The 24,892-nt window shown below is 72.9% G+C and carries 21 protein-coding genes, 1 tRNA gene and 1 pseudogene; 12 read left to right on the top strand and 11 right to left on the bottom strand.

What is annotated here, in order from left to right; genetic code table 11:
* Nucleotide 1: 1 nt before the first annotated feature.
* Nucleotides 2-910 (top strand): 5-dehydro-4-deoxyglucarate dehydratase, encoded by a 909-nt coding sequence (locus tag B1H29_RS35065; protein ID WP_055420127.1) that lies wholly within the window; start codon nucleotides 2-4, stop codon nucleotides 908-910.
* Here B1H29_RS35065 and B1H29_RS35060 read toward each other — a convergent pair.
* A complete protein-coding gene (locus B1H29_RS35060) occupies nucleotides 907-1,218 on the bottom strand; it encodes a formylglycine-generating enzyme family protein (RefSeq protein ID WP_409350929.1) in 312 nt (103 codons plus the stop codon). The two genes, B1H29_RS35065 and B1H29_RS35060, sit on opposite strands and share 4 nt — an antisense overlap.
* Before the next feature lie 43 nt (nucleotides 1,219-1,261).
* Between B1H29_RS35060 and B1H29_RS39680 the strand changes: the two are divergent.
* Nucleotides 1,262-1,473: pseudogene (locus B1H29_RS39680) on the top strand (family 43 glycosylhydrolase); the annotation flags it as partial.
* Between the two features lie 102 nt (nucleotides 1,474-1,575).
* Here B1H29_RS39680 and B1H29_RS35055 read toward each other — a convergent pair.
* Nucleotides 1,576-2,700 carry a Ku protein gene (locus B1H29_RS35055; RefSeq protein ID WP_055420128.1) on the bottom strand — a complete coding sequence of 375 codons (1,125 nt, stop codon included), beginning with the start codon at nucleotides 2,698-2,700 and terminating at the stop codon, nucleotides 1,576-1,578.
* 186 nt (nucleotides 2,701-2,886) lie between these two features.
* Here B1H29_RS35055 and B1H29_RS35050 point away from each other — a divergent pair, with 186 nt between their 5' ends.
* The 3 genes from B1H29_RS35050 (at nucleotide 2,887) to B1H29_RS35040 (ending at nucleotide 6,240) form a co-directional block, all read left to right on the top strand.
* Entirely contained in the window at nucleotides 2,887-5,022 is a 2,136-nt protein-coding gene (locus tag B1H29_RS35050; RefSeq protein WP_055420129.1) for a SpoIIE family protein phosphatase, read from the top strand.
* Between the two features lie 41 nt (nucleotides 5,023-5,063).
* The gene (locus tag B1H29_RS35045; protein WP_055420130.1) at nucleotides 5,064-5,735 is read left to right on the top strand and encodes a CBS domain-containing protein; all 672 of its coding nucleotides are present in this window, start codon (nucleotides 5,064-5,066) and stop codon (nucleotides 5,733-5,735) included.
* A gap of 175 nt (nucleotides 5,736-5,910) precedes the next feature.
* Entirely contained in the window at nucleotides 5,911-6,240 is a 330-nt protein-coding gene (locus B1H29_RS35040; RefSeq protein WP_055420131.1) for a hypothetical protein, read from the top strand.
* Nucleotides 6,241-6,282: 42 nt separating this feature from the next.
* Here the strand turns inward: B1H29_RS35040 and B1H29_RS35035 are convergent, their stop codons facing one another.
* Nucleotides 6,283-7,230, bottom strand: a complete 948-nt coding sequence (locus B1H29_RS35035; protein ID WP_055420132.1) for a LysR substrate-binding domain-containing protein — start codon at nucleotides 7,228-7,230, stop codon at nucleotides 6,283-6,285.
* A gap of 95 nt (nucleotides 7,231-7,325) precedes the next feature.
* Between B1H29_RS35035 and B1H29_RS35030 the strand changes: the two genes are divergently transcribed.
* Complete coding sequence (locus B1H29_RS35030) at nucleotides 7,326-8,639, top strand: aspartate aminotransferase family protein (protein WP_055420133.1); 1,314 nt, start codon at nucleotides 7,326-7,328, stop codon at nucleotides 8,637-8,639.
* A 197-nt stretch (nucleotides 8,640-8,836) separates the two neighbouring features.
* Here the strand turns inward: B1H29_RS35030 and B1H29_RS35025 are convergent, their stop codons facing one another.
* The 4 genes from B1H29_RS35025 to B1H29_RS35010 all read right to left on the bottom strand — a co-directional run bounded on the left by B1H29_RS35025 (nucleotide 8,837) and on the right by B1H29_RS35010 (nucleotide 14,370).
* Nucleotides 8,837-9,682, bottom strand: a complete 846-nt coding sequence (locus B1H29_RS35025) for an NAD(P)H-binding protein (protein ID WP_055420134.1) — start codon at nucleotides 9,680-9,682, stop codon at nucleotides 8,837-8,839.
* Between the two features lie 237 nt (nucleotides 9,683-9,919).
* The gene (locus B1H29_RS35020; RefSeq protein ID WP_055420135.1) at nucleotides 9,920-12,139 is read right to left on the bottom strand and encodes an MMPL family transporter; all 2,220 of its coding nucleotides are present in this window, start codon (nucleotides 12,137-12,139) and stop codon (nucleotides 9,920-9,922) included.
* 420 nt (nucleotides 12,140-12,559) lie between these two features.
* Nucleotides 12,560-13,660 carry a winged helix DNA-binding domain-containing protein gene (locus B1H29_RS35015; protein WP_055420136.1) on the bottom strand — a complete coding sequence of 367 codons (1,101 nt, stop codon included), beginning with the start codon at nucleotides 13,658-13,660 and terminating at the stop codon, nucleotides 12,560-12,562.
* Between the two features lie 296 nt (nucleotides 13,661-13,956).
* Nucleotides 13,957-14,370 (bottom strand): VOC family protein, encoded by a 414-nt coding sequence (locus B1H29_RS35010; protein WP_055420137.1) that lies wholly within the window; start codon nucleotides 14,368-14,370, stop codon nucleotides 13,957-13,959.
* Nucleotides 14,371-14,508: 138 nt separating this feature from the next.
* Here B1H29_RS35010 and B1H29_RS35005 point away from each other — a divergent pair, with 138 nt between their 5' ends.
* Entirely contained in the window at nucleotides 14,509-15,537 is a 1,029-nt protein-coding gene (locus B1H29_RS35005; RefSeq protein ID WP_055420867.1) for a helix-turn-helix transcriptional regulator, read from the top strand.
* 76 nt (nucleotides 15,538-15,613) lie between these two features.
* Here the strand turns inward: B1H29_RS35005 and B1H29_RS35000 are convergent.
* Both B1H29_RS35000 and B1H29_RS34995 read right to left on the bottom strand, forming a co-directional pair.
* Nucleotides 15,614-15,688: transfer RNA gene (locus B1H29_RS35000), tRNA-Leu, on the bottom strand.
* Between the two features lie 43 nt (nucleotides 15,689-15,731).
* Nucleotides 15,732-16,940: a Cmx/CmrA family chloramphenicol efflux MFS transporter gene (locus tag B1H29_RS34995; RefSeq protein ID WP_055420868.1), complete on the bottom strand. Its 1,209-nt coding sequence runs from the start codon at nucleotides 16,938-16,940 to the stop codon at nucleotides 15,732-15,734.
* Nucleotides 16,941-17,089: 149 nt separating this feature from the next.
* On the opposite strand from B1H29_RS34995, the gene ligA reads away from it, so the two are divergent.
* From ligA to B1H29_RS34970, 5 genes are all read left to right on the top strand, one after another.
* Nucleotides 17,090-19,246, top strand: a complete 2,157-nt coding sequence (gene ligA, locus B1H29_RS34990; protein WP_055420138.1) for an NAD-dependent DNA ligase LigA — start codon at nucleotides 17,090-17,092, stop codon at nucleotides 19,244-19,246.
* Nucleotides 19,247-19,452: 206 nt separating this feature from the next.
* Nucleotides 19,453-20,805: an enolase C-terminal domain-like protein gene (locus B1H29_RS34985; RefSeq protein ID WP_055420139.1), complete on the top strand. Its 1,353-nt coding sequence runs from the start codon at nucleotides 19,453-19,455 to the stop codon at nucleotides 20,803-20,805.
* Nucleotides 20,802-21,557 (top strand): SDR family NAD(P)-dependent oxidoreductase, encoded by a 756-nt coding sequence (locus tag B1H29_RS34980; RefSeq protein ID WP_055420140.1) that lies wholly within the window; start codon nucleotides 20,802-20,804, stop codon nucleotides 21,555-21,557. The genes B1H29_RS34985 and B1H29_RS34980 overlap by 4 nt, the downstream gene beginning before the upstream one ends.
* Nucleotides 21,558-21,597: 40 nt before the next feature.
* The gene (locus B1H29_RS34975) at nucleotides 21,598-22,590 is read left to right on the top strand and encodes an aldo/keto reductase (protein WP_055420869.1); all 993 of its coding nucleotides are present in this window, start codon (nucleotides 21,598-21,600) and stop codon (nucleotides 22,588-22,590) included.
* Nucleotides 22,587-23,453: an amidohydrolase family protein gene (locus B1H29_RS34970; protein WP_055420141.1), complete on the top strand. Its 867-nt coding sequence runs from the start codon at nucleotides 22,587-22,589 to the stop codon at nucleotides 23,451-23,453. Before B1H29_RS34975 ends, B1H29_RS34970 begins: the two co-directional genes overlap by 4 nt.
* A gap of 11 nt (nucleotides 23,454-23,464) precedes the next feature.
* On the opposite strand, the gene B1H29_RS34965 is transcribed toward B1H29_RS34970, so the two are convergent.
* Together B1H29_RS34965 and B1H29_RS34960 are read right to left on the bottom strand one after the other, a co-directional pair.
* Entirely contained in the window at nucleotides 23,465-24,175 is a 711-nt protein-coding gene (locus B1H29_RS34965; protein ID WP_055420142.1) for a GntR family transcriptional regulator, read from the bottom strand.
* A 41-nt stretch (nucleotides 24,176-24,216) separates the two neighbouring features.
* On the bottom strand, nucleotides 24,217-24,858 hold the full coding sequence (locus B1H29_RS34960) for a CatB-related O-acetyltransferase (RefSeq protein ID WP_055420143.1): 642 nt from the start codon (nucleotides 24,856-24,858) through the stop codon (nucleotides 24,217-24,219).
* Between the last annotated feature and the right edge of the window lie 34 nt (nucleotides 24,859-24,892).

Genomic DNA, 24,892 nt, shown 5'->3' with positions numbered 1-24,892 from the left:
CGTGCTCCAAGGTGTTCTCTTCTTCCCCGTCACCCCCTTCACGGCCACCGGCGACCTCGACCTCGGCGCACTGCACCAGCACGTCAAGGCGGGCGTGGACGCCGGACCGGGCGGCGTGTTCGTCGCCTGCGGCACCGGCGAGTTCCACGCCCTGGACCACGAGGAGTACGCCGCGGTCGTGCGTACCGCCGTCGAGGCGGCGGCCGGAGGAGTCCCGGTGTACGCCGGGGTCGGCGGCGCGCTGGGCCTGGCCCGGCGGTTCGCCCGGACGGCGGCCGAGGCCGGCGCGGACGGCCTGCTGCTCATGCCGCCCTACCTGGTCGAGTCACCCGCCGAAGGGCTCGTCGCCTACGCCCGTGCGGTCGGCCGGGAGACCGAGCTGCCGCTGATCGTCTACAACCGGGCGAACGCCCGCTTCGACGAACGCTCGGCGGCGGAGGTGGCCGGACTGCCCACCGTCGCGGGCTTCAAGGACGGCATCGGCGACCTCGACCTCGTCGCACGCATCGTCCCCGCCGTACGCGAGGCACTGAGCGCGTCGGGCAAGAGCTTCCAGTTCTTCAACGGCATGCCCACGGCGGAGGCGAGCCAACCGGCGTACCGGGCCCTGGGCGTCGAGCTGTACTCCTCCGCCGCCTTCGCCTTCGCGCCGGACCTCTCCCTCGCCTTCCACCGCGCCGTCGAGGAGGGCGACCGGGCGACGGTCGACGCGCTGCAGCGGACCTTCTTCCACCCCCTGGTCCGGCTGCGCCGACGTGTGCCGGGATACGCGGTGTCGCTGGTGAAGGCGGGGGTGACCCTGGCGGGCGTCGAGGCCGGACCGGTCCGCCCGCCGCTGACGCCCCTCACCGAACAGGAGACCGGGGAACTGGCGGACATCATCGCGGCGGGGCGGGGCGTACTGGGTTAGTCCGTCGCCCCGGGCCGGCAGTAGGAGTCGTGGCACAGGCAGGGGCCGCCGCGCAAAACCCGCGCGGTCCCGGTCTCCGGGCCGCGCGGGTCCGTCGCGGGCGCCCGGGAGCGGCAGGAGGGCGAGGACCAGTCGGAGCACCGTTCCCACACGTTGCCGGCGGTGTTCCACAGTCCGAAGCCGTCGGGGCGGTAGGACTCGACCGGCGCGGTGGTCAGGTGGCCGTCCTCGGCCGTGTTGACGTGCGGGAAGCGTCCCTGCCAGATGTTGCGGCGCCACCGCCGTCGGGGGTGAGATCGTGGCCCCAGGCGTACGAGGCGGCCGGCCGGGCCGCCTCGTACGGCGTACTCCCACTCCGAGCGGTGGACCGCGGGTGTCGGCGCCGGTCACAGCAGCTTCTTCTCGATCGCGGCGGCCATCCGTGGGCGACGTTCTTCCGCAGTCCCGACTTCGGCCACTGGGCGGACCGGTCACGCGTCGCCGACGCCGCCGTGCCGGGTGTCGTGCGGCTGGAGTGGACCGGTCCCGAGGACAGCCGCCTGTACGTGAAGCGCAGGCCCGGGCGTACGTCCGCCCGCTCAAGGGCGGAGCCGGACGGCCGCCGGCACGGGGAGGTACATCCCGGCGCGTCGAGACCGTCGACAGCGCCTTGGCGCGCCGGGGACCTACGCGCTCCTCGGTTTGCGCGCCGCCGGTCTGCGGGCCGTCGCCTTCTTCGCGGTCGTGTCCTTCGCGGTCGTGTCCTTCGCCGTGGGCTTCTCCTTCGCCGTGGGCTTCTCCTTCGCCCCGGTCTTCCTCGTCGCGGTCTTCTCTGCCGCGGTCTTCTTCGTCGCGGTCTTCTCTGCCGCGGTCTTCTCTGCCGCGGTCTTCTCTGCCGGGGTCTTCTTTGTCGCGGTCTTCTTCGTCGCGGTCCTCTCCGCCGCGGTCTCCCCGGCGGGCGCCTTCCTCGGCGTGGCCCGCTTGTTCGGCCCGGGCAGCTCGTGCACCTCGGCCCGCCCGTCCTCTCCCCGGTGCTCCCTCGCCCGGGAGACGGACTCCTGCAGGGCGGCCATCAGGTCCAGCACCTGGCCCGGCCGCTCCTCCTGCTCGGGTGCCGCCGGCGGTGCCCTGTGCTCGCGCTTCGCCTCGATCAGGTCCGCGACGGCGTCCGTGTAGGCGTCCCGGAACTCGTCGCCCTCCAGGTCGTCGCGGGTCATCGTGTCCATCAGCGCGAGCGCCCCTTCGATCTCCTCCTCGGCCACCTCGACCGGCGGCGGTGTGAGCGAGGAGGGGTCGCGGACCTCGTCGGGCCAGCGCATGGCGTGCAGCACGATCGCCTCGTCCCGTACCCGCAGCAGGCCCAGCCGCTCCCTGCCCGACCACGCGTACTTCGCCACCGCCACCTTCGACGACCGGGCCAGCGCCCGACGCAGCAGCTCGTACGGCTTCGCCGCGACCTGTCCGTCCGGCTGCAGGTAGTAGCCGTCGCCGATCCTGATCGGATCCACGGACCCCAGCGGCACGAACGCCACGATCTCGATGGCCTTCGCGGTCGGCAGCGGCAACTCCCGCAGATCCTCGTCGGTGACCGGCACGATCTGCGTCCCGGTCAGCTCGTACCCCTTGCCGATCTCGTCGGAGCGGACCTCCCGGTCCTCGAGCTCGCAGACCTTCCGGGTCCGGATCCTTCCCTGGTCCGCCAGGTGGTACCGGTGGAACCGGATGCTGTGGTCCTCGGTGGCGCCGACCACATGGATCGGTACGGTCACCAAGCCGAACGAGATGGCGCCGCTCCAGATCGACCGGGGCATGGACAGACCTCTCCAAGGGTGGTCCCCGAGCAGCACCAGACTATGAGGGGGACGGCGGGCCCGCACGCGCGCCCGCGGCCGCCCGAGGCATCACATGCCATCGCGACGGGACGGGCGTAGTGTCCCCGATATGCGTGATGTTCGGTGTGGTCGGCGTCGAGCGGCCCTGCCGCAGCCGGACTCCTGATGGACACCGCGGTGGCCGCCGTGCTGCGGGAGAGCGGTGCGTTCGGAGGGCTGTTGTACGTGCTGCCGCCGGGCGACGACGCCCTGTGGCAGGTCCTGGTGGCGGGTGTTCCCCAGGAGATCGCCACCCCGTGGAGGCGGGTCGCGCTGACCGATCCGATGCCGGTGGCGGACGCCGTCCGGGAACGGCGCCTGGTCTGGGTCGGCGGCCGGGAGGAGATGGCGCGCCGGTATCCGCGGCCCGCGCTGGTACTGCCGTACGACTTCGCGCTGGCGGCCACCCCGCTCGCTTCGGGTACGACCGTCCGGGGCGGGCTGGTGCTCCTGTGGCCCGGCACCCATTCGGCGGAGCTGAGCCGGCAAGAGCGTGACGTGATCCGGGACGGCTGCCGTCACCTGGGCGGGCTCCTGCAGCAGGCCACGGACCGCGGGGAACCGTTGCTGCCCGAGGACCGCCCCCAGACCCTGCCGCCGCCGGCCGGGCGCGCCCCCTCCCCCGCCGAGGCGAACGCGGTGTCGGCCTTCCTCGACCGTCTGCCGGGCGGGTCCTGCGCGCTGGACATGGACGGCCGCATCACCTTCATCACCCCGGGCGCGGCCGAGCTGGTCGGCGCCGACCAGGCCGACCTGGTCGGTGCCCTGCCGTGGGAGGCGCTGCCGTGGATGGACGTCCCGCACGTCGAGGACCGCTACCGGGCCGCGCTGGTCAGCCGCCGGCCGCAGCACTTCACCGTCCTGCGTCCTCCACAGACGCGGCTGGCCTTCGAGCTGTACCCGGACGCCACCGGTATCAGCGTCCGCATCACGCGCGGCGGCCCGGCCGAGGACGTTCCTCCGTCGCCGGCCGGGCCGACCGCCGGCCCCAGCCGCGGCACCGTTCTGTACCACCTGATGCACCTGGCCTCCACCCTGACCGAGGCCGTCGGTGTGCAGGACGTGGTCGAGCAGACCGCCGACCAGTTGCTGCCCGCCCTGGGCGCGCAGGCCATGGTGCTGATGACCGCCGAGGGCGGACGTCTGAAGATCCACGGCTACCGCGGCTACCGCGCCGATCTCATGGACCGCTTCGACGCCCTTCCCCTGAGCTCGGACATCCCCGGCGCCAACGTCCTGGCCAGCGGGGTCCCCGACTTCTTCGCGTCCTTCGCGGAACTGCGGCGGGCCTACCCCCGCACGGTGCACGAGGACGGGATGGCCGCGTGGGCGGTGCTGCCGTTGATCGCGTCCGGCCGGCCCATCGGCTCCCTCCTCCTCGCCTACGCACGGCCCCACGCCTTCCCACCCGGCGAACGGGCCGCGCTCACCTCACTGGCGGGCCTGGTCGGGCAGGCCCTGGACCGCGCCCGGCTCTACGACGCCAAACACGACCTCGCCCACCGCCTGCAGTCCGCCCTGCTCCCGCACACCCTCCCCCACGTTCCCGGCCTGCGGGTCGCCGCCCGCTACCTTCCGGCGGCCCGGGGGCTGAGCATCGGCGGCGACTTCTACGACCTCATCCGCCTCGACGAGCACACGGCCTGCGCCACCATCGGCGACGTACAGGGGCACGACGTGGACGCCGCCGCGCTCATGGGGCAGGTCCGCACCGCCGTGCACGCCCACGCCACCGTGGGGGCGACCCCCGACGACGTCCTGTCCCGCACCAACCGCCTGCTCACCGACCTGGACCCCGACCTGTTCACCAGTTGCGTCTACGTCCACCTCGACCTGGCCACGCACCGCGCCTGCCTGGCCAGCGCCGGCCACCCGCCGCCGCTCCTGCGCCACGCCGACGGGCGTGTCGAACTCCTGCGGGTGCCACCCGGGCTGCTGCTCGGCATCGAGCCGGACGCCCGCTATTCGGCACTGGAATGCGACCTGCCGCCCGGCAGCGTGCTCGCCCTCTACACCGACGGACTCGTCGAAGCCCCGGGGGTCGACCTCGACGACGCCACCGCAACCCTCGCCGGGCTCCTCGAACACACCGATCCCGGCGACCTCGACGCGATGGCCGACGTCCTCATCCGGCACGCACCCAGCCCCGGCGACGACGTCGCGCTGCTCCTCCTCGGTGCCGGCGCATGGCACCCGGGGCACTCCCATGACCGGCGGATCGTTGACACGGACAAGATCGTTCACACGGACAGGCAGGACTGACGCCGGTCGGCACGCACCGGCAGCGGAGGAGAAGAAGCCCGATGAAGCACCAGAAGGTGAGCGATCTCATGAGCGACGCCGTGGTCCGCGTCCAGCGCGGCACACCGTTCAAGGAGATCGCCCACCTGCTGCAGGAGTACGACATCACAGCGGTGCCCGTCGTGGACGCGGAGGACCGCCCCGTGGGGGTGGTGTCCGAGGCGGACCTCCTGCAGAAGATGTGGGGCGGGGACCCCGGCCTCTCCCCGGAGTACGAGGACCGGTCCCGGCCCGGCGGAGGCAAGGCGTCCGCCACGGACGCGGCGGGGCTCATGACCTCGCCCGCGCTCTGCGCGCGGGAGAGCTGGAGCGTCGTCGACGCCGCCCGGGTGATGGCCCGGCACGGCATCAAACGGCTCCTGGTCGTCGACGAAGGAGGGCGGCTGATCGGAGTCGTCAGCAGAAGCGACCTGCTGCGGGTCTTCCTGCGCGCGGACCGGGCGATCCGCACCGAGATCGTCGAGGAGGCCCTGGTCGGGTCCCTCGGCCTGGCTCCCTCGTCGATGCAGGTGGACGTGGTCCACGGCCATGCCGTCCTCAGCGGCCGGCTCCCGGACGACGTGTCCGTCACCGTGCTGGAAGAACACTGCCGACGCGTCGACGGCGTCGTCGCCGTGGAGTTCAGGCCGGCGGGGGACACGGGCGCCGAGAGCTCGGCCTCCGTCGGCCCCTGACCGTTCGCGCGGCTCCCTCGGCCGGCCGCCGGCGCGCCCGCCCGCGTGCCCGCCTCCGAAGGGGGCGACGGCGGGTACGGGCGGGACCGATGGGGTCAGACTCCGCTCGAGTCCTTCACGTGGGGCGACTTCGCCGCGGGCTCCGCCACCACGGCGGGCGCGGGCGGTCCGCCGGATGGGCGCGGTCTTCCAGCGCGAGCTGTCTTGTGGGTTCACCGCGGCGCAGCTCACCGCGGCGCAGCTCACCGCGGCCGGCATACTCCCGCTCTCGCCGTCGTTCCGGGAGCATCTGGAGCGCCTGCCCGCGAACGCACAGGGAGACCTGCCGCCGCCCGCTGTCTGCCTCTTCATCAGCGCGTGGGGGCATTTGCGCGGCCTCGTCGTCCTCGAGGTGTTCGGGCACACCTCTTTCCTGGGCGGCCATCAGGCCGAGATCTTCGACGCGCCGGTCCGGACCATGTTCGAGGACATGCACGGCCCGATTCCCGGTCCTGCCGCCGGCTGACGAGGGGGCGGCGGCACCGGTCCGCCCGTGCCCGTCGGGTACTCACGGGTGACGGCCGTCGGCAGGAGCCGCACGGGCGGGGTCCGGGGCGGCCAGGGCCGGGATCTCCGGGTGCTCGCGCAGCGCGGCGATGACCGCGTTCACGGCGGCCCGCCGCGTGGTGCCGCGCCGCACCACGACGGCGACGTTGCGGTGCACGGGTGGGCTGAGTTCCCGGGTGACGACGGCGTGGTCCGGTGGGACGGCCAGGGCGGGCAGCAGGGCGATCGATCCGGTCGTCTCGACGTGCCGGAGCAGCATCAGGTAGTTGCTGAACCGGCATGCCACCCGGGGTTCGAACCCCGCCTCGCGGCACAGCCTCAGGGTCAGGTCCGCCATGTACGACTGCGGCCGGTCACACGCCCAGGTCTCCTCCTTGCACGCCGCGAGGCTCACCGCGGTGCGGGAGGCCAGCGGGTGGCCGCGCGGCAGCACCAGCACGACCGAGTCGGTCCCCAGGGACATCACCTCGAGGTCCGCGCCCCGGGACAAGCCGGCGTAGTCGGTGGTGGTGACGATGACGTCGGCCTCGCCCGAGCGCAGGGCGGGTCCGCTCTCGTGCGGCTCCATCTCGACCAGTTCGAGGCGCAGGTGCGGGTGGGTGGTGGCCAGGCGCGTCGCCGCGGGCACCGCGAGGGTGTAGATCGCGCTCTGGAACACGCCGAGCCGGACGGTGCCGATGGGCTCGTCGTTCAGGGCACGCAGTTCGGACTCGGCCTCGGCCATCCGGTCCAGGATCTCCCGGCCCCGTCGGGCCAGCAGAAGACCGGCCGGAGTCAGCCGCACGCGCCGGCCGGTCCGCTCGATCAGCCGGCACCGGGTCTCCGACTCGAGCACCGCCAGTTGCTGCGAGACCGTCGACGCGCTCAGATGCAGCGTCTCGGCGACCGCGCGGACCGTGCCGAGCGTGTCCAGCAGGCTGAGCAGGTGCAGCCGTCCCGAGTTGAGCACACTTCGATGATACGGAGTCTGTTCGGTTCTACCGCACAGTACCGTCGAAGCTGTGCGATGGACACGCGCAACGGCGCGTCCCTAACGTCGGTCGCATGCCTTCCGAGACAGCTTCCGCCGCCCCAGAGCGCCACCTGATCCGCTACTCCGGCCACGCCCCCTTCTCGCCGGAGCTCGTCGTCCGTGCCGCGGGCACGTCGGTGTTCACCGAGAGCGGCCGTGAGCTGCTCGACTTCACCTCCGGTCAGATGAGCGCGATCCTCGGGCACTCCCACCCGGCGATCGTCTCGACGGTGCGCGAGCAGGTCGCGCACCTCGATCACCTGCACAGCGGCATGCTGAGCCGCCCGGTCGTCGAACTCGCGCGCCGGCTGGCCGGCACCCTGCCCGATCCCCTGGACAAGGCGCTGCTCCTGACCACGGGGGCGGAGGCGAACGAGGCCGCGGTGCGGATGGCGAAGCTCGTCACCGGCCGCCACGAGATAGTCTCCTTCGCCCGGTCCTGGCACGGAATGACCCAGGCCGCCGCGAACGCCACCTACAGCGCGGGCCGCAAGGGTTACGGTCCCGCCGCGCCGGGCAACTTCGCCCTTCCGGTGCCGGACCGCTTCCACCCCGCCGTCGTCGACGCCGACGGCGAACTCGACTGGCGTCGCCAGCTCGACATGGGCTTCGAGCTGATCGACGCTCAGTCGGTCGGCAGTCTGGCCGCGTGCCTGGTCGAGCCGATCCTCAGCTCGGGCGGCGTCGTCGAGCTTCCGCCGGGCTACCTCGCGGCCCTGGCGCACAAGTGCCGGGAACGCGGCATGCTGCTGATCCTCGACGAGGCCCAGACGGGGCTGTGCCGCACCGGCGACTGGTACGCCTTCCAGCACGAGGGGGTCGTGCCCGACATCCTCACGCTGTCCAAGACGCTCGGCGCGGGGCTGCCGCTGGCCGCCGTAATGACCAGCGCGGAGATCGAGCAGCGGGCCCACGACCGGGGATTCCTCTTCTTCACCACCCACGTCAACGACCCGTTGCCGGCCGCCGTGGGCAACACCGTCCTCGACGTCCTGGTCCGCGACCGGCTCGACGAGCGTGCGCGCCGGCTCGGCACGGCCCTGCGCGCTCGTCTCGACGGGCTCGCCGCCCGTCACGACGTCGTCGGGGACGTCCGCGGCCGCGGGCTGCTCCTGGGCGTGGAGCTGGTCGGGGACCAGGTCCTGGGCGAGGGCGGCGCCGACCGGCTCGGCGCCGCCGTCACCCGGCGCTGCTTCGATCTCGGGCTGCACATGAACATCGTCCAACTGCCCGGGATGGGGGGCATCTTCCGCATCGCGCCCCCGCTGACCGCCAGCGACGACGAGATCGCCCGGGGCGTCGCCATCCTCGACGAGGCGCTCACCGACGCGGCCCGGGGCCTCTGAGGACCGCGTACCCGTCAGCCCGCCCACCGGCGGAGCGGTGCCGTCGCTCCGGCGCGCGGACGGTGGGCGGGGCATCCGCGACACCGACGCGCGGACAGTGCGCGAAACGTCCGCGACACCGACGCGGCGGCTGACGCGGGGGCGGGGCGACCGCCGGCACGGCAGCCGCCCCCCGGGGGACCGGGCCCGGCAGGCGCCTACGCCGGCGCCGCCGAGAAGGCGTCCGCGTGCTCCGCGGCCCACCGGGCGAAGGTACGGGCCGGGCGGCCGGTGACCTTCTCGACGGTGTCGACGACGGTACGGCCCACCTCGGGGGTGTTCCCGTACGCCTCGAGCAGGAAGCCGATGACGTCCTGCGGGTGTCCGGCCGCCCGCCACCGCGCGACGGCCTGCTCCTCGGTGAGCTCGACCAGTGCGATCTCCCGGCCCCGGACGGCGGCGACCGCCGCCACCTTGTCGCCGACGGTCAGCAGCTCGGGGCCGGTGATCACGTATTCCCGGCCCCCGTGGCCCTCCTCGGTGAGCGCGACCGCCGCGACCGCGCCGATGTCGCCCTCGTGGACCATGGCGCTCAGCCGGGAGACGAAGGGCTCGCGTACCTCGTCCGAGGCCGCGATCCGGTCCGCCCACTCCAGGGCGTTGGCCATGAACTCGACCGGCATGAGGACGGTCCAGTCGACCCCGTCGTCCGCACGCACCGCGTCCTCCAGCAGGGACGGCCCGCCGCCGTGCAGCACGGTGACCCGGCGTACGCCGGCCGCGCGGGCCAGTTCCAGGATCCTCGGGCCGGTCTCCAGCGGGGTGAAGTAGGGGCCGCCGAAGGTGATGAGGTGGAGGCCGGTCACCCCCTCCAGGGCCGGGGCGAGGGTGTCGGGTTCGGTCAGATCCCCCTGGACCACCTCGGCACCGTCCGGCACGGCGGCACCCGCCGCGTCCCGGGTGAGGGCGCGGACCGCGTGGCCGCGAGCGAGCAGTTCGGCGACGACCTCACGGCCGACGGTTCCGGTGGCGCCGGTGACAAGGAGCTTCTGCGTCTGAGTCATGGGACGACAGTAGGAAGCGTTGCGGTCGGCTTCTGTCCGCGGTGGCCCGGCGGCCACCTCGCGTTGTCGGTCTTCGCGCTGAACCTCGCTGTGCCGGCCGGAGGGGTGCCGCCGCGGCCGTGCCGGACGCGGGTGCGGGACCGGAGGCGGGTGCGCTCTCCGCGCGGCGCCCGTCCCGGGTCCGCGAAAGCCCCGGTGACCTGAGGATCCAGGTCACCGGGGCCGTACACGCGGGTGTCAGACTCCGGCCGTCTCCGGCTCGCGAGTCGGCTCCGTGGGCGCGGCGGTGTCGCCGAGTTCCTTGTGGAGCCTCTCGCCCTCGACGTCGACGTTCGGCAGCAGTCGGTCGAGCCACTTGGGCAACCACCACGCCTTGGTGCCGAGCAGGGCCAGCACCGCGGGCACGATGGCCATGCGGACCACGAAGGCGTCGAAGAGGACCGCGATCGCCAGGCCGAAGCCCATCATCTTGATCATGTCGTCGTTCTCCATGATGAAGCCGGAGAAGACGCTGATCATGATGATCGCGGCCGCGGCGACGACCCGTCCGCCGTGGGTGAAGCCCGTGGTGACGGAGTCGGCGGCGGACGATCCGTGGACGTAGGCCTCACGCATGCGGGTCACGAGGAAGACCTCGTAGTCCATGGCCAGGCCGAAGACCACGCCGATCATGAAGATGGGCATCATCGACATGATCGGGCCCGGCTGGTCCACACCGAAGAGGTCCGCGAGCCAGCCCCACTGGAACACCGCGACCACCGCGCCGAGCGCCGCGGCCACCGAGAGCAGGAAGCCCAGGGCCGCCTTCAGCGGGACGAGGATCGAGCGGAAGACCAGCATCAGGAGCAGGAAGGCCAGCCCGACGACCAGAGCCAGGTACGGGATGAGCGCGTCGTCGAGGGTCTGGGAGAAGTCGATGGTCATCGCGGTCGCGCCGGTGACCAGCATGGTCGCGCCCGTCTCGCCCTTGATGTCGTCGGACAGCGCGCGGATGTCCTTCACCAGCGACTCGGTGGCCGCCTCGCTCGGCCCCGTCTTGGGCACGACCGTGAGGACGGCGGTGTCGCCCGCCTCGTTGAAGTTCGCCGGGGTGACGGCCGCGGCCTCGCCCAGGCCCGTGATCTCCTTGCCGACGGTGTCGGCGGCGGCCTTCGCGTCGTCCGCGTCCCGCGTGTCGATGGTGACCATCAGCGGGCCGTTGAACCCGGCGCCGAACGACTCGGACAGCATGTCGTAGGCCTTGCGCTGCGTGGTGTCGGGTGCGGAGCTGCCCTCGTCGGGCAGGCCAAGCTCCATGCTCGCCGCCGGCACGGCGACGACGCCGAGACCGACCACCGCGGTCAGCAGCACGGTCACCGGGCGCCGCAGGACGAATCGGGCCCAGCGGGTGCCGAGCTTCGGCTTGGCGGACGCGTCCCGCTGTCCGGCGGGCGCCTTGCGGTCCTTGCGGCTGAGCGCCTTCCTGCCGGCGAAGCCGAGCAGCGCCGGGGTGAGGGTGAGCGCGATCAGCACGGCGACACCGACCGTGCCGGCGGCGGCCAGGCCCATCTTGGTGAGGATCGGGATGTTGACCACCGCGAGGCCCGCCAGGGCCACGATGACGGTGAGTCCCGCGAAGACGACCGCGGAGCCCGCGGTGCCGACGGCGCGTCCCGCGGCGTCCTCGGGGGTGCGCCCCTCGGCGATCTCCGCGCGGTAGCGGGAGACGATGAACAGGGCGTAGTCGATGGCGACCGCGAGGCCGATCATCATGGCCAGCGTCGAGGTCGTGGCGGAGAGTTCGAGCGTACTGCCCAGCGCCCCGATGGCGGAGATGCCGATGCCGACACCGATGATCGCCGAGAGCAGCGGCATGCCGGCCGCGACGAGCGAGCCGAAGGTCAACAGGAGCACGATCGCGGCGACGCCGATGCCGATCAGCTCGGCGGTGCCGCCCATCTCCTGCTCGGCCATGACCGCGTCGCCGCCGGTCTCGACGGTGAAGCCGTCGCTGCGGGCGCCGTCGGTGGCCGCGGTGAGCGAGTCACGGGCCTGGTCGGTCAGCTCCATGGCGTTGACCTTGTACGTCACGGAGGCGTACGCGGTGGTGCCGTCCTCGCTGACGGCGTCCGCCTTGAACGGGTCGGCCACCGAGGCGACCTGTGGGCCGTCGCCGAGGGCCGTGACCAGTTCCCCGACCTTGGCCTTCCCGGCCGGGTCGGAGATCTTCCCGCCGTCGGGGGCGCGGATCACGACGCGCGCGGTGGCACCCTCGGCGCTGGCGGCCGGGAAGCGCTCGTCGAGGAGGTCGAATGCCTTCTGGGACTCGGTGCCGGGCATGGAGAAGGAGTCTTCGGGCGGGGCGGGCGCCGTGGACGCGGCGACACCGGCGCCCACGAGTATGGCCACCCAGAGCAGGGCGACGAGGCCGCGGCGCCGGAACGCGCGTCGGCCGAGTCGGTAGAGGAACGTAGCCACCTGGGACCAATCCGTCGGATTACGAGCAGGACGAAGACCCGGCACATGGGGGGAAGGCGGAGGCGCTGACCGGGGTACCTTTCCATGCTCACCCGGGGTTTCCCGCATTTGATCCGACCCTGGGGCTGGACCGGCGTACTGCATCGGGTGTAGTGCGGCCCCCCGCTCCTCTCCCCCGGGTGTAGATCGCGGCGATGGGTGTACGCCGCACTTCGTTGCCGTGGGCAGCCGACGCGGGTCAGCCGGTCGCCGGCATCGCGTTGCCGCCCTGCCCCGCCCACGCGGACAGAGGAAGGAATCACCGAGAACGACCACGCCCCGGACGGATCTGTCGCTCCGTCAGCTCGGCACCGTCTGGGCCCTGTTCGGGCACCACGCCGACGGCGCCGTGCCGGGTACGTCCGCCACCGTGACCGCCGCTCAGCAGGGCGACGCGAGGACGCGGACCCGGTCGCTGTCCCGGTCGGAGAGGAAGGACGCCAGCGCCCGCCCCTCCTCGGCGACGGCGGTGCGGTCGGCCCGGGGCAGGCGACGCAGCGGGGTGACGGCCACCGTGCCGTCCTCCACGGTCCAGGTCGCGGCGACCCGGCCGTCGACCAAGACGACACGAGCGCCGGCGACCGACAGGCCCCGGTGGGCGTCGTCGATGATGCGGCTCCGGTCGTGATAGCCGAGGATCGCGTTGTCGAATGCCGGCAGGAACCGCACCGGGGCGGGGCTGCCGGGGTCGGGGCGTGGCGCGTCGGGGAGGTCCAGCAGTTCCCTGCCTCGTTCGTCGCGGAAGGCGACCAGTTCCCCGCGTACCGCGGCGACCGCGGCGGGCAGTCCGGCGAGGCCGCACCAGGCGCGCAGGTCCGCCGAGGCGGCGGGGCCGAAGGCGGCGAGATAGCGGCGTACCAGGTCTTCACCGACCGGATCGGAGCCGTGCGGGGCCGGCGGGTCGATCTCGCGGCCCAGCCAGGAGGAGAGCGGGGCGTTGCGCACGCCGGCCCTGGTGCGCCACAGCCCGCGCGGTGGCAACTGCACCATGGGGATCAGTGCGGCGACCAGCATCTCGCCCAGTGCCCGCGGCCCGGGTGCCGGCCAGCGGTCGGCGAGCGCCCGCGCCAGCTCGCTCATCGAGCGGGGCACGCCGTCGGCCATGACCGCGCGGCCCGCCGCGGCGAGTGCGTCGAGGTCCACTCCTTGCAGTTCGCGGCGGTAGGTGCCGAGGACCCGTTGGCGCAGCATCACGTCGTGACGGGCCCGCCAGGCCAGGACGTCATCGGCGGTGACGAGGTGGACGGTTCGGCGCATGAGGTGGGTACGCACCACGCGCCGTCCCGTCAACAGCCCCGAGAGGGTGGACGGAGTGAAGGCGCGCAGCCGTGACCAGAGCCCGGCGAACGGTTCCTGGGGTTCCTGCGCCTGGATGCCGCCGAGGTGCGCGACCGCGTCGAGGACCGGGATATTGGCACGGTCGAGCAGCAACTGCCGGGCCAGAGTGGCGCGGTTGAGTGCCCGGGCGTCGAGGACGCTCATCGGACCGAGGCCCCGGGACCGGTCCGCGGGGCGGGGTGACTGGTCCGGGACGGATGGGTGTGACGGCTCACTGTGGGTCCTGCCTTCGTTGGGATTGTGGCGATGCTCTGCGGACGGCGGTGTGCGGGCCGCGGCCCGCGGACGGCGGACGACGGCCTGCGGACGGCGGACGGCAGCCGATGGCCTGAGACGGCGGACACGGACGACGGCCTGCGGCCGGTCGTCGGGCATCCGCCGTCGGCGGGGTGGCGGGTGCCCGCCACCCGGCCGACGGCGCTCAGGACGGGCCTTCCGCGCTACTCGCCCACCACGTCCAGGACCCAGGTGACGCCGAAACGGTCCCGCAGCATCCCGTAGAGCGGCGCCCACTGCGCGGCCGCCAGCGGCTGCAGCACGGTCGCGCCGTCGGACAGCTTCTCCCAGTACGCGGTGATCTCCTCGGCCCCGTTCCCGCGGACCGAGACGAAGAACGCGTTCTCACCCGGGTTCCACGGCATGCGCGAGGGCACGTCGTAGGCCATCACGCACAGACCGCTGCCGGCGGACACCTGGCCCCACATCACCTGGTCGGCCTCGGAGGGGTCCTGGACGCTACCGGCGTCCTTGTACGTCACCACGGCCACGTCCCCGCCGAACACGGACTGGTAGAACGTGAGCGCCGCGCGGGCGTCTCCGCGGAAGTTCAGGTGGGTCACGGCTTTGACGGACACGATGGGCTCCTCGCCTCGGGTACGGCCGGACGGCCCGTGTGGGAACGGCCGGCCGCGGAGCCGGTCCGGCCCCGCGGTCCTCACGTTGCCCCAGGTAGCGGTCAGGTTGTGGCCGCTTCTTCGGGCAGCATGGGCAGCATGCAGAAGACCTCAGCACGACTGCTGTCGCTGCTCTCGCTGCTCCAGGCGCGCCGGAACTGGCCCGGGGCGCTGCTGGCCGGGCGGCTGGACGTCAGCCCACGCACCCTGCGCCGTGACGTCGACCGGCTGCGCGAACTCGGCTACCCCGTCGTGGCCGTCAAGGGGCCCGACGGGGGATACCGGCTCGACGCCGGCACCAGGTTGCCGCCGCTGCTGTTCGACGACGAACAGGCCGTGGCCCTGACCGTCGCGCTGCGGACCGCCACCAGCTCCGGCGCCGGTATCGAGGACGGCGCGGCACGCGCGCTGGCCACCCTCCGGCAGGTCATGCCGGCCCACCTGCGCCACCGGATCGACGCCCTGCGGGTGACCGCGGTCGAGCGGTCCCCGTCCCGGGCCGACAGCGGCGTCCTCATGACCCTCGGCGCCGCCGTCCGCGCGCACGAGGTCCTGCGTCTCGACTACACCCCGCCGACCCCGCCACGTCCGGCGGGCACGGGCGAAGACGCCCTGCCGCCGCCCCGCCGGGTGCAGCCCCATCACCTGGTCACCCGCGGCGGGCGCTGGTACCTCGTCGCCTGGGACCTCGAGCGGGACGACTGGCGCGTCTTCCGCGCCGACCGGATCACCCCGCGCACCCCCACCGGCCCCCGCTTCACGCCGCGGGAGCTGCCCGGAGGAGATGTGGCCGCCTTCGTGACCGGCAGGTTCCGCGGTCGCGACCACTCTCCCGAATGGCCCTGCCGCGGCGACGTCGTCCTCCACCTGCCCGCCGCCGCCGTGTCCGCCCACGCCCCCGACGGGACCGTCGAGGAACTCGGCCCGGACCGCTGCCGGCTCAGCCTCGGCTCCTGGTCGTGGCCGGCTCTCGCCGCCGCCATCGGAGTCTTCGACACCGAGATAGAGGTCATCGGCCCACCCGCGCTCAAGGAGGCCTTCGCCCTCCTCGCGCACCGTTGCGCCCGCGCCGCGAGGAGCGCGCCGACCGTCCCGGACCCGGCGGCGGACGTCTCCTGCGACGACTGAACGCCGCGGGTCCGGCCGGCCGAGGAGCCCTCGCGCGTCGAGCACACCCGGCCGCGGTGACCGGGTGCCGAGAAGGGGCGGGGCGGCCGGATTCGAACCGGCGTCCTTCGAGATGCTGTCGCGGCGCACTACCTCTGTGCGACGACCCCGCCCTGCTGACGATCACGAGTGAAGCTCCCGCACTCCGGCCGGTGTCACACCCGCTGGGTCCGCTCCGCGCCCACCGGCTCGGCGGCCGTACCCCCCATCACGATGCGCGACCGGCTGTGCAGCCGCAGCGAGACGGCGACGAAGGCGATGGCCACCAAGGTCATCGCCGCGCCCGCCCAGGCGGTGGCGGCGTAGCCGAGACCGGCGTCGATCACCGTACCGCCGAGCCAGGGGCCACCGGTGTTGCCCAGGTTGAACGCGGCGGTCGTCGTCGCACCCGCGAGGGTGGGCGCGACGCCGGCGACGTTGAACATACGGGCGTTGAGCGCGGGCGCGGTGTAGAAGGCCGAGACGCCGAGGAGCAGGGAAAGGGCGATCACTGCGGCGGGGCTCGACGCGAACAGCGCCAGCGCGGCCAGCAGCACGGTCGAGGCGGTGATCCCGGAGAGCAGCACACCGAACAGATGCGCGTCGGCGACCCTGCCGCCGATCGTCGTGCCGATCAGTGCGCCGATGCCGAACAGGGCCAGCACGGTCGGCACCCAGCCGTCCGCCAGTCCGGCCACGTCGGTGAGCAGCGGCGCGAGGTACGAGAAGGCGCAGAACACGCCGCCGGCGGCGAGTGCGGTCGCCACGATGGACAGCCACACCTGGCGGTCGCGGTAGATCGCCAGCTCGCCCTTCAGCCGGGATCGCCGCTCGGGCAGCGGGATGCGCGGGATCAGGGTCACCACACCCACGAGCGCGACGGCGGACGCGGCGCCCACGGCCCAGAACGCGGACCGCCATCCCAGGTGCTCGCCGAGGAAGGCGCCCACCGGGACGCCGAGGACGTTGGCGATCGACAGTCCGCCGATCATCACGGCCATCGCCCGGGCGCGTGAGGTCTTCGGCACCATGGCGATGGCGACGGCGGCGCCCACCGCCCAGAACCCGGCACACGCCAGGGCGCTCACGACGCGCGAGACGAACAGGATCTCGTACGTGGTCGCCAGCGCACCCGCGACCTGGCCGAGGCCGAACACCGAGATCAACGCGACCAGCGTGATCTTCCGTGGCAGCCGCAGGGTCGCGACGGCGAGCAGCGGCGCGCCGACCACCATGCCGATCGCGAAGGCCGATATCAGCAGCCCGGCTTGCGGAATCGACACGTCCATGTCGTCGGCGATGGGCGGCAGCAGCCCGGAGAGCATGAACTCGCTCGTGCCGAGGGCGAATACGGACAGGCCGAGGATGTATACGGCGAGCGGCATGCGGGGTGCCGCGGGCCGTGCGGAAGAGTCGGGCATGACAGGGTTCAACGACTGGCCTCTTCCCGCCATTCCCCCTCGGAGGTGTCGTCTCACGTGCGGCAGCTCCGTGACCGGGCGCGTTGTCAGTGGTGGGAGGCAGGATGCCACTCATGACGACTTCTGCAGCAGTGATCGTGGACGCCGCCGCCTACGCGCAGGCCGTGCAGGACGCCGCGCGCGCGGCCGCCGCCTATTACGCGGGCGGCTCCTCGACGCTGGACGACGACACGTACGACCGACTGGCGAGAGGCATAGCGGCGTGGGAGGCCGAGCACCCCGACGAGGTGCTGCCCGATTCGCCCACCGGGAAGGTCGCCGGCGGCGCGGCCGAGGGCGATGTGCCGCACACGGTGCCGATGCTCAGCCTCGACAACGTGTTCTCGCCGGAGGAGTTCACCGCCTGGACGGCGTCCCTGGCGCGTCGTCTGGGCCGGGATGTCACGCGGTTCTGTGTCGGTCCCAAGCTCGACGGGCTCGCGGTCGCGGCCCGCTACAGCGGTGGCCGCCTCACCCGGCTGATCACCCGCGGTGACGGCACCGCCGGGGAGGACGTCTCGCATGCCATCGGCACCGTGGAGGGGCTGCCCGAGACGCTGTCCGAGCCGGTCACCCTGGAGGTGCGCGGCGAGATCCTCATGACGACGGCCCAGTTCGAACATGCCAACGAGGTGCGCATGCGCCATGGCGGCCAGCCGTTCGCCAACCCGCGCAACGCGGCCGCGGGCACCCTGAGGGCCAAGGAGCGCGCCTACACGGTCCCCATGACCTTCTTCGGGTACGGCATGCTGCCCCTGCCCGGGTCCGACACCGCGCTCGCCGGGCGGCTGGCCGAGCTCGCCCACAGCGACCTGATGTCCATGGCGGCCGGGCTCGGCGTGCACACCAGCGCGGGGACGGCGGTTCCGGACTCCGTCGCCCGGACGCCGGAAGAGGTCGTGGCCAGGGTCCAGGAGATCGCCGCGCTGCGCGCCGGACTGCCGTTCGGCATCGACGGGATCGTCGTCAAGGCCGACCTGGCCGCCGACCGGCGGGCCGCCGGATCCGGGTCCCGGGCGCCGCGGTGGGCGATCGCCTACAAGCTGCCGGCCGTGGAGAAGATCACCCGGCTGCTGGAGGTCGAGTGGAACGTGGGCCGCACCGGCATCGTCGCCCCGCGCGGCGTCCTGGAGCCGGTCGTCATCGACGGCTCCACGATCACCTACGCCACCCTGCACAACCCGGCCGACATCACCCGCAGGGGCCTGCGCCTGGGCGACCACGTCATGGTCCACCGCGCCGGCGACGTCATTCCCCGCATCGAGGCCCCGGTCGCCCATCTGCGCACGGGAGACGAGCAGCCCATCGCGTTCCCAGAGCTGTGTCCGCGCTGCGGGTCGGACATCGACACGAGCGAGGAACGCTGGCGCTGCGCGCAGGGGCGCAACTGCCATCTGGTCGCCTCCCTGGCCTACGCCGCGGGCCGGGACCAACTGGACATCGAGGGACTCGGCACCACCCGTGTCGTCCAGCTCGTCGAGGCAGGTCTCGTCACCGACCTCGCCGGCCTCTTCGCTCTCCGGCGCGAGCAGTTGCTCGGCCTCGAGCGGATGGGCGAGACCAGCACCGACAACCTGCTCGCCGCGATCGCCAAGGCCAAGGAACAGCCACTGTCGCGGGTGCTGTGCGCGCTCGGCGTCCGGGGTACCGGCCGGTCCATGTCCCGGCGCATCGCCCGGTACTTCGCCACCATGGACCACATCCGCGCCGCCGACGCCGAGGCGATGCAGCGGGTCGAGGGGATCGGGACGGAGAAGGCGCCCTCGATCGTCGCGGAGATCGCCGAACTCGCCCCGCTGATCGACAAGCTCACCACCGCCGGCGTCAACATGACCGAGCCCGGCGCCACTGCGCCCCAGGCGGCCGGCACGGACGTCGAGAGCGAAAGCGGAGGCCAGAACGGAGGCGAAGGCGGCGGCGAAAGCGGAGCCGAAAGCGGAGGCGGAGGTGAGAAAGCGGCCGCGGCGCCGGCACAGGATGGTCCACTGGCGGGCATGCGGGTGGTGGTCACCGGTGCGATGACCGGAAGCCTGGAGAAGCTCTCGCGCAACGAGATGAACGAACTCATCGAGCGGGCCGGCGGTCGCTCGTCGTCCAGCGTCTCCAAGAAGACGACGCTCGTCGTCGCGGGCGAGGGGGCCGGCTCCAAGCGGGCCAAGGCCGAACAGCTCGGCGTCCGCCTGGTCACCCCGGACGAGTTCGCCACCCAGGTCGAGGGTCTCCTCGACTGAGCCGAACGAGACCGGCGGCCCGTGCCATCCGAGAAATCCTATGGAATCTGTCGACCTGACGCCACGACGGCTCCCTCGCCGCACATCTTGACGCAGTGATCGAACCTGCCACACCATCAGGGCGACAGGATCCTATCGGATTTCACTCATCCAGCACGCCGGTCACCCGGCACTCCAGGCGTCCGAATTCCAGTGGGGAAACGACCATGGCCGTGGCGCGCATCACCGACGTCGACGTGATCGACATCCGTTTCCCCACCTCGCGCGAGCTCGACGGCTCCGACGCCATGAACCCCGACCCCGACTACTCGGCCGCGTACGTGATCCTGCGGACCGACGCGGGTGACGGACTGGAGGGCCACGCCTTCACCTTCACCATCGGGCGCGGCAACGACGTGCAGGCGGCGGCGATCGCCGCGCTGCGCCACCACGTCCTGGGCCGGTCAGCCGAAGCGGTGTGCGCCGACCCGGGATCGGTGTTCCGGGCCCTCAACGGCGACAGCCAACTGCGCTGGCTGGGCCCGGAGAAGGGCGTGATGCACATGGCGATCGGCGCCGTCGTCAACGCGGTGTGGGACCTGGCGGCCAAGCGCGCGGGCAGACCGGTGTGGAAGCTCCTCGCCGACGCGGAACCGGAATGGCTCGCGGACCAGGTGGACTTCCGCTACATCGAGGACGCCCTCACCCGCGAGGAGGCCGTGGCCCTGCTCCGGAAGGGCAAGGACGGCGCCGCCGAGCGGGAGGCACGCCTTCTGACGCACGGCTATCCGGCGTACACCACCTCCCCGGGCTGGCTCGGCCACTCCGACGAGAAGCTGGTCCGGCTCGCCGCGCAGGCGGTCGCCGACGGCTTCACCCAGATCAAGCTGAAGGTCGGTGCCGACCTCGCCGACGACATCCGCAGGCTGCGCGCGGCGCGCGCGGCCGTCGGCCCCGGCGTACGGATCGCCGTCGACGCCAATCAGCGCTGGAACGTCGCGGAGGCCGTCGAGTGGACCAACGCGCTGGCCGACCTGGACCCGTACTGGGTCGAGGAGCCCACCAGCCCCGACGACATCCTGGGACACGCGGCCGTACGCAGGGGCGTCGCCCCGGTCCGGGTCGCCACCGGGGAACACGTCCAGAACCGCATCATGTTCAAGCAACTGCTGCAGGCCGAGGCGATCGACGTGCTGCAGATCGACGCGACCCGGGTGGGCGGCGTCAACGAGAACCTGGCGATCCTGCTGCTCGCCGCCAAGTACGGCGTCCCGGTCTGCCCGCACGCCGGCGGCGTCGGCCTGTGCGAACTGGTGCGCCACCTTTCGATGTTCGACTACGTGGCGCTGACCGGGACGACCGAGGACCGCGTGATCGAGTACGTGGACCATCTGCACGAGCACTTCAGGGATCCCGTCACCGTCGTGAACGGGCACTACCTGGCTCCCACGGCACCCGGCTTCTCCTCGGAGATGCACGCCGCCTCGATCGCCGCACACCGGTACCCGGACGGCTCCTTCTGGGCCGCCGACGCCGCCGACGCCGACCTCGCCGAGCGGCGGAAGGGGACGAACCGATGAGCGAACTGTCCGGACTCAAAGCCCTGGTGACCGGTGGCGCTTCCGGCATCGGCAGGGCCACCGCGGCTCTGCTGGCAGCCCGCGGCGCCGACGTCGCCGTGCTGGACCTCGACCCGTCGGCCGTCGGTGAGCCGCTGCGGGGTTACCTCGCGGACGTGTCCGACGACGCCTCCGTACGGTCCGCGGTCGCCGCCGCCGCCGAAGCCCTGGGCGGCGTCGACATCCTGGTCAACAACGCCGGTATCGGCGCGGTGGGAACGGTCGGGGACAACGACGACGCCGAGTGGCACCGGGTCCTCGACGTGAACGTCCTCGGCATGGTCCGCACCACCCGCGCGGCACTGCCCCGTCTGCGCGCCTCCGCGCACGCCGCCGTCGTCAACACCTGCTCGATCGCGGCCACGGCGGGACTGCCGCAGCGTGCCCTGTACAGCGCGAGCAAGGGCGCGGTGCTGTCCCTCACGCTGGCCATGGCGACGGACCACGTGCGGGAGGGCATCCGCGTCAACTGCGTCAACCCCGGTACGGCGGACACCCCCTGGATCGGCCGCCTCCTCGACCGGGCGGCGGACCCGGCCGAGGAGCGCAAGGCGCTCGACGCCCGGCAGCCCATGGGCCGGCTGGTCACCGCCGAGGAGGTCGCGGCGGCCATCGTGTACCTGGCGAGCCCGGCCGCCGCCTCGGTCACGGGCACCGCGCTCGCCGTGGACGGCGGCATGCAGGGCCTGCGGCCCCGGCCGCGGGCGCGGTGACCCGGTGACGCGACCTGACTCGAGCGGCGCGTGCCCGCCGCTGCCCAGCCGCCCCCTCGGCCGCAGCGGCGTCTGCGTCACCGCGCTCGGTTTCGGCGCCGCGGCCGTCGCCGGCCTCTACGAGGACGTGGGAGCGGAGGAGGCCGCGGCCGCCGTGGACGCCGCCTGGGCGGTGGGCGTCCGCTACTTCGACACCGCCCCGCACTACGGCCTCGGTCGGTCGGAACGCAGACTGGGCGAGGCCCTCAAGAACAGGCCCCGGGACGGCTTCACCCTGTCCACCAAGGTGGGCCGGATACTCGTGCCCCACGACGGCAAAGGAGACGACCTGGCCCACGCCTTCGCCGTACCGGCCACCCACCGGCGGCGGTGGGACTTCAGCGCCGACGGTGTGCGCCGCTCGCTGGAGGACAGCCTCACCCGCCTCGGGCTCGACCACGTCGACCTCGCCCTGCTGCACGATCCGGACGACCACGAGGAGCAGGCGTTCCGGGAGGCCTACCCGGCGCTGGAGGACCTGCGGTCGCAAGGAGTCGTACGGGCGATCGGCGCGGGAATGAACCAGACCCGGATGCTGACCCGCTTCCTGACCGACACGGACGTCGACGCCGTGTTGTGCGCGGGGCGCTACACCCTGCTGGAACAGGGCGCGCTGGAATCCCTGCTGCCCGCCGCGGCGGCGGCCGGCAAGAGCGTGATCGTCGGCGGTGTGTTCAACTCCGGGCTGCTGGCCGATCCGTCGCCGGGTGCCACGTACGACTACGCGGCGGCTCCCGCCGGCGTCCTGCGCCGGGCCGCGCGGATGCGCGACGTCACCGAGGCGCGGGGAGTGCCGTTGCGTGCGGCCGCGCTGCGCTTCCCCTTCGGCCATCCGGCGGTCGCCTCCGTCCTCGTCGGGGCGCGGTCGTCCGCCGAGGTCCGGGACGCGGCCGAGCACTTTGGGCGGCCCGTGCCCGACGCCGTGTGGGAGGGGCTGCGCACGCGGGGCCTGTTGCCCGGTGAGGTGCCGGTACCGGACGGGAGTCAGCCATGAGCGTCATCGACGCCCACCATCACGTCTGGGACCTCGGCGTACGCGACCAGGAGTGGATCACCGGTGCGGAACTCGCCCCGCTGCGGCGCTCGTTCTCGCTTACGGACTTCGACACCGAGATCCGCGGGGCCGCGGTGGTGTCCTCGGTGCTCGTGCAGACGGTCACCGTTGCGCAGGAGACGCCGGAGCTGCTGGCGCTGGCCGCGGACAGCGACGTGGTCGGCGCGGTCGTCGGATGGACCGATCTGGCCTCGCCCGGGATCGCCGGCGAACTGGCGCGGCTGCGCTCGCTGCACGGCGGCGGGTTCCTTCGCGGCATCCGGCACCAGGTCCAGGCGGAGCCCGACCCGGACTGGCTGAACCGTCCCGAGGTACTGCGCGGCCTGCGCGCCGTCGCGGCGGCCGGACTCGTCCACGACCTCGTGGTCCTCCCCCAGCAGCTACCGGCGGCGACGAGGGCGGCAGCCGCCGTACCCGGGCTCACCTTCGTCCTCGACCACCTGGGCAAGCCACCGATCGCTTCGGGGCGGCGGGAACCATGGGCCCGCCATGTGCGCGCGCTGGCCGCCCTGCCGAACACGGTCTGCAAGCTCTCCGGCATGGTCACCGAGGCCGACCGGCGGTCGTGGACGGTCGACGACCTCAGGCCGTACGCCGACACGGTGCTCGACGCCTTCGGCCCGCGTCGGCTCATGTTCGGCTCCGACTGGCCGGTGAGCACCCTCGCCGCCCGCTACGGCCAAGTCCTCGACGCCACGCGTGAGCTGACCGCCTCGCTCACCGCGTCCGAGCGCGACGAGGTGTGGTCGGGCACCGCCCGGCGTGTCTACCGGATGGGCGGCATGGGCGTCGACGGCCGGTGACCGGCGCGGCCTCAGCCGGGTCCGAGCCGGCTCAGGCGGCGCTCCAGGCTGCGGGTGAGGTGGTCGGCCATCGCCTCGGCGGCGCGTTCGGCGCTGCGGCGCAGGATCGCGCGGACGACGCGCTCGTGCTCCGCGAGGGTCGGGGCGCCCTCGCTCTGGAGGCTGCTGAGGCGGAAGATGTGCAGATGGGAGTGGAGCCGCTCCACCGCGTCCGCGAGCAGGGGCCGGTGGGCGGCCTCGGCGACCGCGTCGTGGAAACGCTGGTCCAGGGCGGCGAAGTCCCGGTAGGCCGCGTACGGTCCGGCGGGGCCGGGGTGGGCCTGCATGTCCTCGAGGATCGCCTCGACGGCGTCGAGCTGGGACTCGTCGGCGTTGCGGGCGGCCAGGGCGGCGGCGCGCGGTTCGAGAAGCAGCCGCATCTCGAACAGTTCCTCCACCCCCCGCCGGGTCAGCAACTCGGTGGCCCGGTACCCGGACAGGGAGCGCTTGACGACCAGGCCGTCCGACTCCAGCCGGGCCAGGGCCTCGCGCACGGGGGTCGGTGAGACGTCGAGCGTACGGGCCAGGGCCTCGATGCCGACGCGGGCACCGGGGGCGATCTCATGGTCCATGACCATGGCCTTGACGTTCTCGTAGACGCTGTCGGACAGCACCTGCCGGACCGGCGCCGAGGACGGTACCCCGGCCACGTCGTCGGAGACGGACGGGTCGTGTGCCGGCATCCGGTCTCCTCAGTGCGCTGTGCGTTGCGGCGGGCGCCAGTTTAACGAGGTGGGACCACCGCTTCGAGGTCGGCGACGCTGCCCGACATGATCGTCCGCACATGTTCGGTGATGAGCTCCGCCGGCCAGTCCCACCAGGCCACCGCGAGCAGCCGGGCGACGTCCTCGTCGCTGTGGCGGGTGCGGATGGGCCGGGCGGGGTTGCCGCCGACGATCCCGTAGTCGGGCACGTCCTGGGTGACCACGGAGCCCGCGCCGATGATCGCCCCATGTCCGATCCGCACGCCGGGCAGGACGGTCGCGCCGTGGCCGAACCAGACGTCGTTGCCGACGACCGTGTCGCCCCGGTTCGGCAGGCCGGTGAGCAGGTCGAAGTGGTCGGCCCAGGAGCCACCCATGGTGGGGAACGGGAAGGTCGAGGGGCCGTCCATACGGTGGTTGGCGCCGTTCATGATGAACCGCGTGCCCGTCCCCAGGGCGCAGAACCTGCCGATGACGAGCCGCTCCGGGCCGTAGTGGTAGAGCACGTTGCGCGTCTCGAACGCCGTCGCGTCGTCCGGGTCGTCGTAGTAGGAGAACTCCCCCACCTCGATCAGCGGGGAGGTGACCAGCGGCTTGAGGAGCACCACCCTCGGCTGTCCGGGCATCGGATGGAGCACCGTGGGGTCTGCGGGCACGGGCATGTCGGGCGGCTCCTCGGGGCGCGGGTGGTCACTC

The sequence above is a fragment of the Streptomyces pactum genome, from assembly GCF_002005225.1.
GTDB classification, from domain to species: domain Bacteria; phylum Actinomycetota; class Actinomycetes; order Streptomycetales; family Streptomycetaceae; genus Streptomyces; species Streptomyces pactum_A.
The sequence above is the reverse complement of the archived record's forward strand: the minus strand, read 5'-3'. Positions and strand labels throughout refer to the sequence as shown.